At 64.7% G+C, this 15,568-nt stretch carries 9 protein-coding genes and 1 tRNA gene; 5 read left to right on the top strand and 5 right to left on the bottom strand.

The genetic code is table 11. From position 1 onward, the window contains the following. Positions 1 to 87: 87 nt before the first annotated feature. A complete protein-coding gene (locus KF737_RS06125; RefSeq protein ID WP_296451594.1) occupies positions 88 to 402 on the bottom strand; it encodes a hypothetical protein in 315 nt (104 codons plus the stop codon). A gap of 130 nt (positions 403 to 532) precedes the next feature. On the opposite strand from KF737_RS06125, the gene gatB reads away from it, so the two are divergent. Then, positions 533 to 2,050 carry an Asp-tRNA(Asn)/Glu-tRNA(Gln) amidotransferase subunit GatB gene (gene gatB / locus KF737_RS06130; RefSeq protein ID WP_296451597.1) on the top strand — a complete coding sequence of 506 codons (1,518 nt, stop codon included), beginning with the start codon at positions 533 to 535 and terminating at the stop codon, positions 2,048 to 2,050. A gap of 140 nt (positions 2,051 to 2,190) precedes the next feature. Here the strand turns inward: gatB and KF737_RS06135 are convergent, their stop codons facing one another. Beyond that, positions 2,191 to 2,697 (bottom strand): RcnB family protein, encoded by a 507-nt coding sequence (locus KF737_RS06135; RefSeq protein WP_296451600.1) that lies wholly within the window; start codon positions 2,695 to 2,697, stop codon positions 2,191 to 2,193. A 236-nt stretch (positions 2,698 to 2,933) separates the two neighbouring features. Here KF737_RS06135 and KF737_RS06140 point away from each other — a divergent pair, with 236 nt between their 5' ends. The 3 genes from KF737_RS06140 (at position 2,934) to KF737_RS06150 (ending at position 4,317) form a co-directional block, all read left to right on the top strand. Next, complete coding sequence (locus KF737_RS06140) at positions 2,934 to 3,206, top strand: sel1 repeat family protein (RefSeq protein ID WP_293477834.1); 273 nt, start codon at positions 2,934 to 2,936, stop codon at positions 3,204 to 3,206. Between the two features lie 172 nt (positions 3,207 to 3,378). Next, positions 3,379 to 4,029, top strand: coding sequence for a PEPxxWA-CTERM sorting domain-containing protein (locus KF737_RS06145; protein ID WP_296451603.1), 651 nt, complete (start codon positions 3,379 to 3,381; stop codon positions 4,027 to 4,029). 198 nt (positions 4,030 to 4,227) lie between these two features. Beyond that, a tRNA-Ser gene (locus tag KF737_RS06150) sits at positions 4,228 to 4,317 on the top strand. A gap of 338 nt (positions 4,318 to 4,655) precedes the next feature. Here the strand turns inward: KF737_RS06150 and KF737_RS06155 are convergent. From KF737_RS06155 to KF737_RS06165, 3 genes are all read right to left on the bottom strand, one after another. Then, positions 4,656 to 6,851 carry an ATP-binding protein gene (locus KF737_RS06155; RefSeq protein WP_296451606.1) on the bottom strand — a complete coding sequence of 732 codons (2,196 nt, stop codon included), beginning with the start codon at positions 6,849 to 6,851 and terminating at the stop codon, positions 4,656 to 4,658. Positions 6,852 to 6,868: 17 nt separating this feature from the next. Continuing rightward, positions 6,869 to 8,158: an SIR2 family protein gene (locus KF737_RS06160; protein WP_296451609.1), complete on the bottom strand. Its 1,290-nt coding sequence runs from the start codon at positions 8,156 to 8,158 to the stop codon at positions 6,869 to 6,871. A 168-nt stretch (positions 8,159 to 8,326) separates the two neighbouring features. After that, a complete protein-coding gene (locus KF737_RS06165; RefSeq protein WP_296451613.1) occupies positions 8,327 to 9,919 on the bottom strand; it encodes an ATP-binding protein in 1,593 nt (530 codons plus the stop codon). A gap of 386 nt (positions 9,920 to 10,305) precedes the next feature. On the opposite strand from KF737_RS06165, the gene KF737_RS06170 reads away from it, so the two are divergent. Continuing rightward, positions 10,306 to 15,429 carry an ATP-binding protein gene (locus tag KF737_RS06170; RefSeq protein WP_296451616.1) on the top strand — a complete coding sequence of 1,708 codons (5,124 nt, stop codon included), beginning with the start codon at positions 10,306 to 10,308 and terminating at the stop codon, positions 15,427 to 15,429. Positions 15,430 to 15,568: the final 139 nt, after the last annotated feature.

The following is a 15,568-nucleotide window of genomic DNA, read 5'->3' on the forward strand; positions in this document are numbered from 1 at the left end:
AGCCTGCCGCCGCGCGGACGTCGCGGATTTCCCCACCCTGACCGCTGCGCGGTCGGTCCCTCCCCTGAAGGGGAGGGATAGTCGGTCCTACTTGCCGATTTCGTCGAACTTCGCCTGGAGTTCCTTGAGCTTGGCGTCGTCGAGGGCGCCCTGGCTCATCGGGGCCACCTGGGACAGCGTCATGGTCGAGATCTGGTCGTAGAACTGCGGGATCTCCGGCAGCGCCGCTTCCAGCACGGCCTTGGCCTTCTCGTTCTTGATGATGTCGCCGATCGGCGTGTTCTCGACGCTGATCTTGCCGTCGGCCGCGGCGGCCGCGGCGTGGTCGGCGTGGTCCTGGGCGAGCGCCGGCGCAGCGATCGCGGCCACGGCGAGCGCCGCGGCGAAAGCGATGGTCTTCATGTGGGTGTTCCTCATCCCCTGGTCTGAGCGCCGTTAAGACGCGGCGCCAGTGAGGCGATTTCGGGGCGCTCGCGCAAGTGACTTCTGAGCAAGCTTCCGATTTGTCGCCGGCTTGGGTAGTACGCGGCCTATGACTGACACGAGCACCCGCCGCGCCGGCGAGGCGACCAAGGTGATCCAGGGCCGGACCGGCCCGTGGGAGATGGTCCTGGGCCTTGAGATCCACGCCCAGGTGGCCTCGAACGCCAAGCTGTTCTCCGGGGCGGCGGTCGGCGCGGGCGCGCAGCCGAACAGCCAGGTCAGTCTCGTGGACGCCGCCATGCCCGGCATGCTGCCCGTCATCAACCGCCATTGCGTGGAGCAGGCGATCAAGACGGGCCTGGGCCTGAAGGCGAAGATCAACGAATGGTCGCGCTTCGACCGGAAGAACTATTTCTACCCGGACCTGCCGCAGGGCTATCAGATCAGCCAGTTCAAGGACCCGATCGTGGGCGAGGGCGAGGTGCTCGTCGAACGCGACGACGGATCGGCCTTCACCGTGCGCATCGAGCGGCTGCACCTGGAGCAGGACGCCGGCAAGAGCGTCCACGACCAGGACCCCAACGCCACCTACATCGACCTGAACCGGGCCGGCACCGCGCTGATGGAGATCGTGTCGCGGCCCGACATGCGCTCGTCGGACGAGGCGGCCGCCTATGTGAAGAAGCTCAGGACCATCCTGATCTATCTCGGCGCCTGCGACGGCGACATGGAGAAGGGCAACCTGCGCGCCGACGTCAACGTCTCGGTCTGCCGCCCCGGCGACTACGAGAAGTTCCGCGAGACCGGCTCGTTCAAGCACCTCGGCACGCGCTGCGAGATCAAGAACGTCAACTCGTTCCGCTTCATCCAGCAGGCGATCGAGTACGAGGCGCGCCGCCAGATCGACATCCTCGAGGACGGCGGCAAGATCGACCAGGAGACCCGGCTCTTCGACCCGGCCAAGGGCGAGACGCGCTCGATGCGCTCGAAGGAGGAGGCGCACGACTACCGCTACTTCCCCGACCCGGACCTGCTGCCGCTGGTGCTGGACCCGGCGTGGATCAAGCGCATCGAGGCCGGGCTGCCCGAGTTGCCCGACGCCAAGAAGGCGCGCTTCCAGTCGCAGTATGGCCTCTCGGCCTACGACGCCGGCGTGCTGATCAGCGAGCAGGCGAGGGCGGACTACTACGAGGCCGCGGCCAAGGGGCGCGATGCGAAGCTCACCGCCAACTGGGTGACCAACGACCTGGCCGCTAGGCTGACGGCCGACGGGATCGAGATCGGGAACTCGCCGATCAGGCCCGCGGCCATCGCCGAACTGGTGCAACTGATCGAGGACGGCACAATCTCGTCCAAGATCGCCAAGGACGTCTTCGAGCGCATGTGGGCGGGCGAGGGCGCCCCCGGCGAGATCGTCGAGAAGCAGGGCCTCAAGCAGGTCAGCGACACCGGCGCGCTGGAGAAGATCATCGACGACCTGATCGCCGCCAACCCCGGCCAGGCCGCCGCGGTGAAGGAGAAGCCCCAGGCCATCGGCTGGTTCGTGGGCCAGGTGATGAAGGCCACGGGCGGCAAGGCCAACCCCGGCGTCATCAACGGCCTCCTGAAGTCGAAGCTCGGGCTCTGATTTCCCTCCCCTTCATGGGGAGGGTGGCGAGCGAAGCGAGACGGGTGGGGAAGGCTGGATCATCACCGGCCTCTCAGATCACGCACATCGCATCCCCACCCTGGCCGCCGGCGCGGCCTGTCCCTCCCGGGAGGGATGGGTCAGTCCGGGATCACGTCGAAGACCTGGCCGGTGCCCTCGGAGACGAGGGCGAAGCCGTTGCCGACGCGCACCCAGGCGTAGCCGTGGGGCGGCGGGCGCAGGCGGTAGCGGCGGTAGTCCTCGACCACGCCGCCCCGGAACTGGTCGGGCAGGTAGCCGCCCCGGCGCGCGCCGGGCGGCGCGAACGACTGCGGCGGCGGACGCTCGTCATAGCGGCGGCGGTCCTCGTAGCGCGGCGGCGGCGCGGGCTGGCGGCGGTCTTCGGCCTCCCAGCGGCGGCGGTCGTCGCCGCGGTCGCCCTCCCGGGGACGCTCGTCGCGGCGTTCGTAGCCGCGCGGCGGGGCGTTCCGGTCGTCCGGACGCCGGCTCTCGCCACGGCCCTGCTGGCCGCGCGGCTCGGACCGCTGGCCCCGCGCATCGCCCCGGCCCTGGGCGAAGGCGAGGTCGGCGCTCATCGGCCCGGCCACGCACGCGGCCGCCGCGATCATGAGGAACAGGCGTTTCATGCTGGCGCCATCATGCCCGGCCGTGGCTGAACTGTCGCTGAACGCGTTGCGACCTGCCCGGGGCACCGCTCGTCCCGGTCTCGCGTTAAGGGTGCGGCGTATTGGCCGGCCTGCGATTCTGACGATTGCACAACAGCGCTCTTAACCATGTGTTCAACTGAAGCTTGGTTTCTTCCACACGTAAGCCGGTGACGGGCCCGAAAAGCGGGTCGGCCGGGCTGGATGGGATGAAGACCATGCTGGCGAGCATCGACACGAAGTGTGATGGCCTGCCGCTGCCGACTCCGGAGGCGACGGGCGACGAGCTGTTTCGGATGGGGCTGCTCTATTCGACCGGGCAGGGCGGCGCGCCGCTCGACTACGTCTCGGCCCACATGCTGTTCAACCTGGCCGCCATGCGCGGTTCGGTCGAAGCCAAGGTCTACCGCAAGGAGCTCTCCGAGGAGATGGCGTCGGAAGACGTGGCCGAGGCCCAGCGCCAGGCCCGCCAGTGGCTGGCGCAAGGCTGACGATCCGACCGGCCGCCAGGGCGCCGCTTTCCCCTGTCGGTTGAAAATGAGGGGTGTCCGACTTCTGCGGGAACTTACCTCATCCCCTCCTTGTTAGGCCCCACAGGGATCCCTGCGGAGGCTATGACACGTGAAAACCCTCGCTCTCGCTGCAGCGACGTCTGCTGCTGCGTTGCTCGCCACGACGGCCCAGGCGGCCGTCTTCATCTCGTTTGACGGTGTGACCACCGCCTATTCCCAGGCCGGCGACGGCGAATTCGCCTTCAGCGCGGTCTGCGGCGGCGTCGGCGATCCCTGCGGGGGCTTCGAGACGGTGGCGGTCGTCGGCACGGCGCCGCCGGACCTGCCCGGCCTGCTGCACAGCGACAGCGTCGCGGTCAACGCGCGCAACACGGGCGCGGCTTCGATCACCATCTGGGTGACGCGGACCGATCTCACCAATCTCGGCGACGATTTCTTCTCCTCGTTCACGAGCAACAACCTGGGCGGCGCGGTGCAGGTCCACCTGGACACGCTGATCTCGTCGACGAACCAGCTCTTCGGCGGCGCGACCCTCGCGTCCTTCGACCACAACTCCACGGGCAGCGCGTCGAGCAACGTCGACACGGCCTTCGCGACGGGCGCCGGCCCCTATTCCGTGACGCAGAAGTACATCATCACCGTGAACAGTTCCGCCACGGAGCGCAGCGCGTCGCCCACCATCACGCTCTCGACCAGCTCGGCCGTCGTACCGGAACCCGGCGCCTGGGCGCTGATGATCCTGGGCTTCGGCGGCGCGGGCGCCATGCTCCGCAGCCACCGCCGGCGGACGGCCGCGGCCTGAGGCGCCGTCCCGGACCGCTTTCGCGAACGCCCCGGCCAGGCCGCCGCGGCGTTCGCATCGTGCGCCCTCCCGGCGACGGAGAGGGAGCGCGAGCTCGTTGCGGGCGAGCCTGCGACTTCGCCCGCCGGAGCCGTCTAGGCAGACGGGCGATCGTCCGCTAAGAACGCCCTCCCGCGGGCGCCCAGGCGTCTGCGCGCTGGTGACGTGGCCGAGTGGCTGAAGGCAACGGTTTGCTAAATCGTCATACGTGAAAGCGTATCGAGGGTTCGAATCCCTCCGTCACCGCCATTCATTCCTAGTTGACGCCCCCGCCTCCCGTGAGGGGGGGAATACAGTTGAGATTTCCGGTGCTTGGCAGCTAAGCAACGCGACTCCACGCATTCTCTCAAGCTGTTTTTGCGCAATTGTGGTCCGGCCGTGGGGCTGCATTCTCCGGGCCCAGACTGAGAAGTACCCAATTCGCGACAGCCGAGCGGCGGAGAAAGGTTCGAATCTGCGTCTGTAGGGCACCGGCTGGAGTTCTCAGCGGGAATTGATCCTTCGCTGACCGTAGGAAGGTCCGGTTTCCGGAGCGCTAACTCCCGGAAGACCAAAGCGATCCTAACGACCGGAACTGACCGATGACGTCAAACCGGGATCTCGTCGTCGAGATCGTCCTCGGCGACAGGTTCCTCATTACCGTCGGCTTCGCCCTGCGCTGCATGCCCCTCCGCGCCAGGAGCCGCTGCGGCTAAGGCAGCATCCCCTCCGTCCGGTGTAGTCCACGCTGCGACAAGCTCCGGCCAATCGACGGTCCGTTCCTCCTGCCCGGTCCAAACCTTCCAAAAATCCGGATCGGCGGAGTGCGGCCGGTGTTCGTCGGGGAGTTCGTCCATTTCGACCAAGACTGGAATCGGCGCCGCCCAGCCCAATAGGATCGCCTGACGAGACGGCAGACTCGGCAGCTCACGCAAGAGGCCGCCGACGTTATCCGGCACTAACCTCGAGACGAGGTTTTGATCGCTGTCGTTAACGATGCGATGCAGCAAGAAGGTGTTGCACTGAGCTAGGACAGTTGGTGAAAGCTCAGACGGTCGTTGTGAGCTGAGCACGAGACCGAGCCCGAACTTGCGCCCCTCCCGCGCAATCCGCTCGAAGATTTCTCGACAAAGGGCGGCCGGCGATGAGGCATCGGCACCTTCATCCGACCCTTTCCTGACGAAGGTGTGGGCTTCTTCAAGCACCAGCACCGTTGGGAGAACTTTGCCCTCGGGATGGCTGCGGCGATAGCGCTGCAAGGTTTCGAAAACGATCCGGGCCAGCACCGCCACCACGATATGGGTGATTTCTGAAGGAACGAGGGAGAGATCGATAATCGCAATCGGTCCGTTTGCAGCCCCATCCGCCCCTATGTAGTCGCCGAGCCAATCCTCAAATGTGGTTGGAGGATTCCTTGCGATCACGCCGCCGAGCCGCTTGTCCGCAAGCATGCTCCGGATCCGTAAGCCCAGCGTTGAGAGAAAGCCGGCGACATTGGCGCCTTGGTCCAGCGCGATACGCTCCAGGTGATCGGCCAACTGGTCGACGTCGAAGAAGATGGGAGCGTCCTCGCCGACACCGCTTGGGGGCACGAACGCTGGAATATCACCCACCACAGCCACGAGGGCGTCGCGCACGCCCTCAAGATCGGCCACGCTGAAGTCGTTGAACCATTGCCCGGAGCGCCGATTTTCCATCACCGCTTCTGCTGTGTTCGCGGCATCATGCAACGCGGTGCTCAAGGGGTCCGGCACGTCACCCGCCCAAGCCCGCGTATCGTTCATCACGTTGGTCAGCATCTGACCGCACGCCATCCGGGCTTGAACGGCGCCGGAGAAAGCTTGCGGCCCGGTCCCCAACAGCGCTGCGATCCGCACGGCGTAGGCCGAGATGTAGGGTCGAATCTGAGCCTCGCGCGGAATAGCACCCGCATTGCCAGTCTTAAGTTCACGCAGCCCTTGCAGGAGGAGCGGGCGTTGGGCGCCAGGCTGTGCATGTGCGACGGCGGTCCACTCATGCCCATTCCAAAGCCAGGCGGGCACATCTAGCGGGCGCTCATTGCTGGCGGTGTCGATCGGGGGAACACGAAAGTGTCGGGCTTTCCCGCCGAGGTCGGCAAACGCCCGCGAATATTCTCCGTTGGGGTCGAGCACGATGAACCGCGCATTGGGGGCCGGATCTGGCTTCTCAGTGGTCGGAGGTGGCGTGGCAGCCTCTAATGACCACCGGATGACGCCAGCAACGCTGCACGACTTGCCGCTGCCTGTGTTGCCGAGCACCGCCAAGTGCCTGCCGAACAGCTTGTCAGGATCAACCATGATGGCGGCGTTGGACGCCATCGGTGACGCGCCGATGCGCACCCGTCGGTCGTTCTCCTTGGCCCCGACGATCGCTTCGACCTGTTCGGGTGTCGGTAGCAGCACCTGGTCGCCGACTGACGGGAACGCGGTGACGCCTCGCGAGAGTTCGTATCGGACGCCACCCCTCGCTTTTCGGTCCCTACGGGTCGTGAGCGTTCCGACCGGCGAGATCGTCATCTTCCGGAGTGGAAACGGAAGATCGATGAGCCCGAAATCTTTGAGCCCCGACCGCTTAGGATAAGGCGACCGCTCGATGCCGATCCAAGCGATGTAGCCGACCGTCGCCCCGGCTTCATTGGGGATCAGGACATAGCTGTTAAGTCTGGGAAAGGCGCTGGGCGTGCCGGCATTTAGGGCTGTTGTCTGAGGCGCATCGAGTTCGAGCATCACTCGAATCTCATCAGGGGCCACCGACTCGACGGTGCCAATGACGAGCTGCGCCAAGCGTTCGGTAGCGCTTGTCATGGAACCGCGCCGCCGGCTGGGGGCACCGGAGCTGGCGGTGGCGGCGAGGGACGGTGCCTCAGCAGCTCGGTAAGCCGGCCCGTGACGTAGTCGAGCGCTGGCTTCGGCAGATAGTGCTCGACCAAATTGTCCAGCGAGGCGAAGTGTGGCCCAATTAGCAGCGACACCTGGGCAGCCCGCGTCCGCGCGCAGAAGTTTCTGATCCGGTCATCGACGCCATAAGTGATGATCACTAGGTGCGTGGACGGGATCGCGAGCATGTCGACGAGGACCCGATTGATATGGTCGTCGCCGAACCCATACCCATAGGTCACCACGACGGCGTTGGGACGACAGAGTGCAGCCGCCATGTCGCGGAATAGCTCTGCATACGGGTAAGCCGTCGTCTCAACGTCCTTGGCCGGGTTCGGATAGATCATGACCGTGTCGAGCGTGTTGGTCGGCAGGTCGGTGTGAGTGTCTGGCGCCCCAAAGGGGACGGCAAACTTGCGGATCGCCCCGATACCTGGATCGAAGCGCCAATCCAGGGAGCCATGAAGCTTGGTCAGGCGAACCACGCCCTCCATGAAACGCGGCTCCCCTCGGATTCCGGGCGGGTTGTAGTGGAGGTCCACTTCGATGCGCGACGACCGGAAGATCGGCGAGAGCGCGCCGACGAACCGATCGACGATCCGAAGGCCCGCCAAGTCTGCCCCGTGTTCGATGAGGCGATCATAGTTCGTGGTGAAGACGTGCAGCCGTTCACGGGACGCGGCACGACTCGCGAAACTCAAGAGAAACGACTGAAGGAACGCTTCGGCTTCCGCCTTCTTGTCGGCGCCAGCTTCGGCGATGCCGCGCTCGGTGGCCAGCAGGGATTTGAGGAACGCCAGCAGTTGCGCGTCCATCGCTGTCTTCAAGGTTGCCCCGGCAACCGGATCGGTGACCTTAAGGCCCTCCAACACCGCGAGCGCGCTCCGGAATTGGTCCTCGACGTTCGCAGTCCCCCTGTTCATCGCCTTCGCGGCCGCGGTGGCGTGGGCATTGATGGCGACGTCGTAGGCACTACCAAACGTCACAGTTGACATGCCGGTCGCAGCCGAACCGGCCTTGTACGCAATGGCGGTTGTGAACCCGCTTCCTACCAGCAGATTAAGGTGTTCAGCCTGAAAGACGGCCGATAGCCATGGCTCGATGTTCTTCCGAGCGGCGGCTGTGAAGTCATCCAGCTCGGTTGGGTCGACGGGCAGCACATCGACTTCGAGCGTGTGCGAGCCGGCTCGATACCCGTGTGCTTTCCACTCCATCGGCCGCTCACTTCAACTTGTCCGTGTCCTCAAACCATACCGACCACCAGTCGGGGCGTCGAGGCCAGCAGCCAAGCTCCGGTGCGCGGAAAAGACGGTTTCCGGGATTTGGCACCCGAATCCAGGATGGCAACCTGTCAGGGCATGGCGGCGCTCGGGCGACGCATCTCAGGTCTTCTCGAACTTCAGCTTGTAGAGCTTCTTAAGAACCGCCTCGACGACCTCCCGGTACGCGGCAATATCCTTGTCACTGATGCCGGCCGACGCGCGCTTGTGAACCAGATCACAGCGTAGATTATAATAGTGGCCAATCTTGCTCCACGTCGCCGCGGACAGATTGACGTATTTCTTGATCTCGCTCTGAACGAGGTGACGCTGCTTGAACATCGTCAGTAGCTGTCCGTCCGAGTAATGCGCGCCCGAGTCGTTGACGAGGTACTCCTTGAACGCGATCTCCAGAGTGCTGTCCAAGAGGATCAGCACGATCCGGTTCTTTTGCTCCAGCTTCTGTTTTCCGATCAGGTCCGCTGCGATCACGCCCTCATAGAGACCTCGAACCCAGGGTTTCGTCTTGACCAGTTTCGCATTCGACTGCGTGACGACATCACCGTATCGCGGCCGTGATTTCGGTGCGGGTGCCAAGTACGACTTCTTCGCGGTAGGGAAATCATCGATCGGGATGTCGACGATCTTGCCAGTCTTGTGACGGAACACCTGATCTTGCCATTCGCCCTGCCACGCGCGCGACACGGTGGCGTAGTCCTTGACCACCGTGACCAGCCAGCCCTGGAGCGCGACAAACACGGGGTGCTTGGTGCTAATGTCTGACTTGCTGCTGTTCCATGGCATTGCGCCCGCTTCGCCATGAAGCGATACAATAATCTTCGTGAGCGACACCTTCGGGTGGGGCAATCCCGCCAGACCCTTGGTAAATCCCACGTCGAAGGTCTTCAGACCGCGAGCGAACAGGCGATCGTTTCCATAAAAGTAGACGCCATACTCACCGGACGCCGGACTGGATTCGTTGCTAAGGCCCGCCAGGACTTCAACCTTGATGACGGTGCCATCGTCGGCTTGGATTTGGCCATGGTAGCGGTGTGGTAGGTAGTTGGGCGGATACGCCCAGTTGTCGAAAAACTCCGGGCCGATTGGATCATTATTGACGCGGATCGTGACCTGCCCGTCCTTCAGAAACTTTCCGTAGGTGGCGCCAAGGTGCAGCTTCAGACCGTCGATGGCGTCCTCGTTGATCGCCACACGTAGTTTTTGGAGGTCGACTCGTGTGGTCCCTTTGGGAAGAGGATCCACCTCGTAGTAGGGCAAGTCCCACGTGGTCTCGTCGTCGATCCAGGGATCGTCGAATTCGATCCGGAATGTCGGCCCTGACCCGAACCGCGTTGTGACCTTGATGTCCTGGGCGAGCGCGACCATCGCTCGCTTCGTACCGACGCCAAAGAAGCCGATAATCTCGTCGCCCGATGCCGAGCCCGTCTGGCCGGGGCCAACGATGACGCTCAGCTCCTTTTCAGCGACGCCGCCGGCGTCATCTTCAACGCAGATGGTCTTCTGATCCTCGTTCAGAATGACCTTGATCGTTACGGCACCCTTGCGGCCGCCCCGTACCCACACGTCCAAGCCATTGTCGACCAGCTCACAGATCGACTTGTTGAGGTCGTAGTCTGCGATGATCGATTGGTAGACGCGCTTGGACGGCACCGCGCTGACGGTGTCTACGAGCCTTTTCATGCCCACCCCGAGCATTTATTTCGTTGCTTCAAATGGATGGCGCCAATTGTAGCGCTTAGCAATGCGCGCCTTAGTAGAACCGCCTCACGCACGGCCGGCTCCAGGGGAGACCCCCGGGTGGGACATCAACTGCCGCGCCGTAACCGACCGCGAAAGCATTGCTGTGGCGACATCCAAGCGTACAAGTTGCTATGATGAAGGCTACGAGTTCTCGCCCAGGGAAACGCAGAGAGGCAGTCACGCCCACCAGCCCCGAAGTCACAGGGGGTGCCGGTTTCACTTTCGAAGACACGGTCACGGCCTATTACCTCGCGGCCCTCGTCGGCGAACACGGCGCAAGAGGGCTTGAGCGGACCATCGTCCAGCGAGTGGCTCTACAGAGGGCCGCACTCGGCTTGCCCTTGGATGACGTCATCGTCGATGGCAAGGACGCCGTCGGAACGCGCCGCCTCAGCGTTCAGGTCAAGCGCAGCTTCCGCGTCTCCGCAGCGAAGACTAACGCCGACTTCTTCGACGTTGTGGCCCGCGCGCAAGCGACCCTCGACCTGCCGGAGTTCCAGGAGGGTCGGGATAGGATTGGCGTGGCAGCCGAGACATTCCTGGGTGACACGGTTCGCCAAGCGAAGGCCGTGTGCGACTGGGCCCGCGACAGCGCCACACCCGAAGACTTTCTCGAGCGTATTAAGCTGCAGAGGTTTGCCGCTGAAGCCAAGCGAGGGGTGCTAGTCGCCGTGCGAAAGGCGCTTGGCGCGGCGTTGGGCGCGCCGGCCACGGACGCGCAGGTCCATAGGTTCTTCCGGCACTTCGTGCTGCTGCGCTTCGACCTCCTGGGCGAGGCCCCCCAGGACGCCGATCTGGTCTTGGACCGCATCCGCACGAGCTTGCGGCCGAGTGCGGCAGACCAAGCTCCGGCCGTCTGGGACCGGCTGCGTCTGGTGGCGCGGGAAGCGGCTGGAAATGCCGGCAGCTTTGACTTGGCAGCCCTGCGCGCGCGGTTGGACGACGTGGCGAGCCTGGCGGTCAGCCGCTCAGTGGCGGCTGACGTGGCCCGACTCGAGACGGAGTCCTGGGCCGCGCTGAGCTCGATCAACCATAGCGTAGATGGCTTTACCGTCCCTCGCGACGACCGGGTTGACGAACTCTTTGCTCGGCTGGGATCGCGACGGTTCCTACAGATCCTCGGTCAGCCGGGTGTCGGTAAATCGGCGATCTTGCGTGCGGTCGCCGAGCGCGCGGCGGGGACGGGTCCCATCCTGGTGCTCAAGGCCGATCGCCTTGTGACGGGAGGCTGGCCTGCTTTCGCGCAGCGTCATCGGCTTGAGTCCGCCAAGCCGCGCGAGCTGTTGGCCCAGATGGCGGCCCTCGGCGAACCGATCCTCTTCATCGACGGTCTCGATCGGATCAGTCGCGACGAACGGGCCGTCCTAAGCGAGCTGCTCACGCCGATCCTCGAAGACCCACTGCTGTCGGACTGGCGCATCGTCGCGACGGCCCGGGACGGAGCGACCGAACACCTTCGCCAGTGGTTGCCCCGGCAGCTCATTGGCGCCGACGGCTTCGAAACCCTGCGAGTGGAGCCGCTGAGCGGTGCCGAGTGCCAAGTCCTCGTGAAGGCGAAACCGGGACTGCAACCCCTCTTGTATGGCGCTCCAGCGGTTCGTGAGATCGCACGACGCCCCTTCTTCCTAGCTGTACTTGCCCGTTTGGCCGCTGTGCCGAACGCGCCGCCTCCAGCCAGTGAGACGGAGCTTCTATCCGTTTGGTGGAGAGGCGGGGGCTACGACGCCGAGGGTGCGGACCGGGGGCGACGCCAGGAGTGCCTGCTCGAGCTGGCGGCCAGAGGCGCCGGCTCGCTTGGCCGCGGCATGCCTATTCGACGGCTGGACCATGATGCGATCGAGCCATTGAGGTCGGATGGCGTCCTCAACGATGCCGAGTCGGGGCACACGGTCTCCTTTCACCACGACATCTTCTTTGAGTGGGCATTCACCCACCTTTTAATCGATGCCGGCCCGAATTGGCGGGATCGACTTACCGAGGCGAGCGAGCCGCCTGCGCTGGGGCGGCCGGTCGAGCTGTTGTCCCAGCTGAGGTTTGAGCGCGACCAAGCCTGGTCCGACGAGCTGACAGCTCTCGAAGGCGCGGCGACACGGAGTCAGTGGATTCGCGCCTGGTTGCTGGGCCCACTCTCGTCGCCGCGGTTCGAAGAGTTCAGCGATCAGTTTTCAGACGCGGTTCGGCCGAACGCGAACGATCGGCTGGAAAAGCTACTCACATGGTTCCAAGCGGTGCGGACCGACGCACACCCCGGGATCCTATCCTCGGGGACGGTCGCACTTACGGACTCCCTAGATCGGATGCGCCTAGCGGACGCCTTAGGCATCCCAGCCGACATTGCAGCCTGGCGCCGCCTACTGGCTTGGCTGCTTTCGGCGCCAGACGCCATTCCACCCCCGCTTTGGCCTGCGGCCGTCACCCTTATGGAGGTCTGGCAGCGGACCGCAGGCGGATTCGACAACCCGATCTCGAGGGCCCTTCTCGCTCAGGCCAATACTTGGCTGATAACGCTCGAAGACACCCTCCATCCCGAGGAGTGGCGGACCCTGCGCGAGATCGACGGACTGGACCGAGAACAGACCGAGGCGCTCGAAACTCAGCTTCGGACGCTTCTTCTGCGGGGATCGCAAGTCTACCCAGAAATTGCTGAAGCTTATCTGCGGCACCTCGCTGAACGCCCGGCGGTCAACGCCCGCGTCTGGTCGGAGCTGGCGTACGTGTCGGATGCTTTGGCGGCCGCGGCGCCGGCCATCTTCATCGACGCGTTGCTCGCGGCCGCCCTGGATCCGTTGCCGAAAGAGAACGTCGCGCGTGCGGAGCGCGACTACCAGGAGCGGATGAAAGCAGCCGATGAGGCGCAGGACGAGCGCGAGGCTGAGCTTCTCCGTCCCGTCATCTACCATCCCGGTGTTAATCGCTGGGACTGGGACCAGCTGTCCCTCGATCGGCTCGGCCAGGCCTTCTATCCACCGACGCCGGACACAGAACCTTTCCGGTCGCTATTCGCCCGGGCGCCCGCCGACGGTCTGCGGCTAGTTAAGACGCTCGCCAATCATGCGGTGGCCGCGTGGCGCGAGCTGAACGAAGTGGATTACGAGCGCCGGGCAACGCCCATCCCGCTGAAGTTACAGTTCCCGTGGGGAGAAGAGACCTACTGGGGCACCTGGCGCGAGTACGTTGCCTTCCGCGCCTGCTTTGCGCCTCACATCCTTGAGGCCGGCCTCATGGCAATGGAGGACTGGGCCTTCCAGCAGCTCGAAGGCGGTCGCGACTTGGACGCTATCATAGAGGATCTTGCGAAAGGGGCTCATCACCCTGCGGTCCTCGGTATCTGTGTGGCTCTCTTCGCCACAAAACCTGCTTACACCCGAACCACGCGCGCCCTCGCCACGGCGCAGCGGCTCTGGGATTGGGACTTGGTACGGTTCATCAAGATGGACCAGGGTCCCTGCGCCAATCTCATCGGCGCCATGGGTCGGGAAGAATACGTTGCGTCGCTACGGCGGGCCAACGAACGGCCCGCGCGGAAGGTGCTTCTGCGGAACGCCGCCCTCGGCTTCCTGTTCGACCCAGAGCTTCGGGACGAGTTCAGCGCCGCTGTCGCGGCCTTCGCGGAAAATCCGCCGTTCGAGTTCGAGGAGCAGAAGCAGGATCCGGAAACCGTGGAACAGCTAAAGCGCGACGCGAGACATCGCGCGGCGGCCGGCGACCCGGCGAACTACACCACCCAACCGGTGGAGCAAGGGGTGGAAGTCCGATTCGTCAATCCCCACGCCGAGGAGCCCGAGGCGCAGGCTGCGGTCGCCCAGCATGACGCCATGAGCCGTTGGCTCCGCCTTGCGTCGTGGACGCGAGCGAAGCTTGAGAGTGATGGTGACGCGAAGTCCCTTACGATTGAACAAGCCATCGCCGAAGCGCAGGCCTTGGACGAAGAGAATCTCTTCCGAAGGGTATTTGCGACCGGCGACCTGACAGAGATCCGCCGGGCGGGGGTGGTGGGGGCTGCGGCGGCCGTGCTCCTGGAGCCTGAGGCCCAGGCGGTCCACTTCGAGTGGGCGGAGTCTGTCGTATTCCGCGCCCTCGAAACGCCGGAGCCTCAGGACGGACCGACGATCCCGGAGTCCGCTGTCCTATTTCACCCGCTTCTCTATGCCCCTCTCGGTTTGGCCGCACTGGTGCGTGCCGGGGCCGCCTCGGCAGATGATGCGCGGAGCATGCTTCTGCAGCTGATCTATCATCCGCTGTACGAGGTCTCAGTCCGGGCGACCCGCGCCATTTGCTCCCTTGCCGCAACGGAGCCCCGGCTCGTGTGGAGCGCCGCGGTGCTGGTTGTTGATCTATCCATCCGGGCCGACACGCGGCGCGCCTACTTCAGGGACCGGGAAGGCACTCACAAGGCCCTGTGGGAGGCGCGCGAAGCGTCCGTCCGCGCGGCGCTTGACGCCCATTTCGGTGGGGCAGAGCCTTCCCCTCCAGCCATTCCAATGCCGGTCGAGCCTCCTCCTCCCGCGAGAGGGCGTGGCTTCGATCTCGGGGATGACGAGCCGGACGACGAGCCGCAGCGGCGCCTGGACGTCGAGTTCCTGCGGCGGCAGTTGACCGAGCTGCGGCCCGCCGTCCTTCGGGAGGTTGGGCGGCAGGTGGAGATGCGCGCGCTCGGTTTCGATCTGCTGAAGTGGACGATCGAAAAGCACCGTCCGGACAAGCGAGGGCGCCGCGGACGGAACGCGACCGCCCTTTGGGAGTGGCGCTCGACCCTCATGGCTTGGCTGTTCGAGGCGACCGCCGATCTCGACGCGGCCGAGGTCGTAAGGCTCGTGATCGAGCCGATATGCGAGCTGCCCGACGAGCCTGCGCTCGCCTACCTGCGGGACTACGCCAATGTTCTGGTGTGCCGCGACCTCTACGACAGCCCCAATGTCGCCGAGCGTACGCTGGGAATCCTGCGGCGCATCGCCGAGCGGGTGGCTGACCAAGCGCGTTCCTGGCGCGACGACATTCTGGACGATGGTTTGACCATTGTGCGCTTGCTGTTTGGAACCGCCATCTCCGGGGCGAGCGGCGCCACACGGTTCGCGAACGGCGACTACCGTGACCTGCCGCTCATTCTGCCCTTTGTCGAGACGATCATGTCGCGGCTGCTCGGACGCACAGCGGTAGTGAGGGCTTGGCTCACTCTGGTCGAGCGGGCGATCGACCACTACCCCGCGGAGGCCTTCGCCCGGCAGGCCAAGGTCGTCCTGTCCGACAAGGACTATGGTCGCGCCCTTCGCGCCGTGGGCGCGTCGGCGCGCTTTTCCAACATCATCCAGGCGATCGCCGAGCGCGAAGCTCTGCCTCAGCACGTAGCAGACGTCTTTCTACGCCTGCTCGACACCTTGATCGACCATGGCGATCGCCGGGCGGCGGCGTTGCAGCGCGGTGAGCTGTTCCGTCGTATGCCGCGCCAGATATTGGCTATGGCATAGTCAGAATCAGCGAATTTGGTCCGCCACAAACACCCCGACCTCGCTTCGCCTAACTCCTGGCGTGTCAGAGACGGATTGGGCATCGAGATGGCGGATCGCGATTCAACCGCTCCTATGTTCGTAAGACGAACTGCACACT

Origin of the sequence: Phenylobacterium sp., from assembly GCF_019636135.1 — a bacterium.
GTDB lineage: Bacteria > Pseudomonadota > Alphaproteobacteria > Caulobacterales > Caulobacteraceae > Phenylobacterium.

Coding starts and splice junctions, on each gene's coding strand:
- KF737_RS06125 (WP_296451594.1), bottom strand. CDS start 402: ATGAAGACCATCGCTTTCGCCGCGGCGCTCGCCGTGGCCGCGATCGCT.
- gatB (WP_296451597.1), top strand. CDS start 533: ATGACTGACACGAGCACCCGCCGCGCCGGCGAGGCGACCAAGGTGATC.
- KF737_RS06135 (WP_296451600.1), bottom strand. CDS start 2,697: ATGAAACGCCTGTTCCTCATGATCGCGGCGGCCGCGTGCGTGGCCGGG.
- KF737_RS06140 (WP_293477834.1), top strand. CDS start 2,934: ATGCTGGCGAGCATCGACACGAAGTGTGATGGCCTGCCGCTGCCGACT.
- KF737_RS06160 (WP_296451609.1), bottom strand. CDS start 8,158: ATGGAGTGGAAAGCACACGGGTATCGAGCCGGCTCGCACACGCTCGAA.
- KF737_RS06165 (WP_296451613.1), bottom strand. CDS start 9,919: ATGCTCGGGGTGGGCATGAAAAGGCTCGTAGACACCGTCAGCGCGGTG.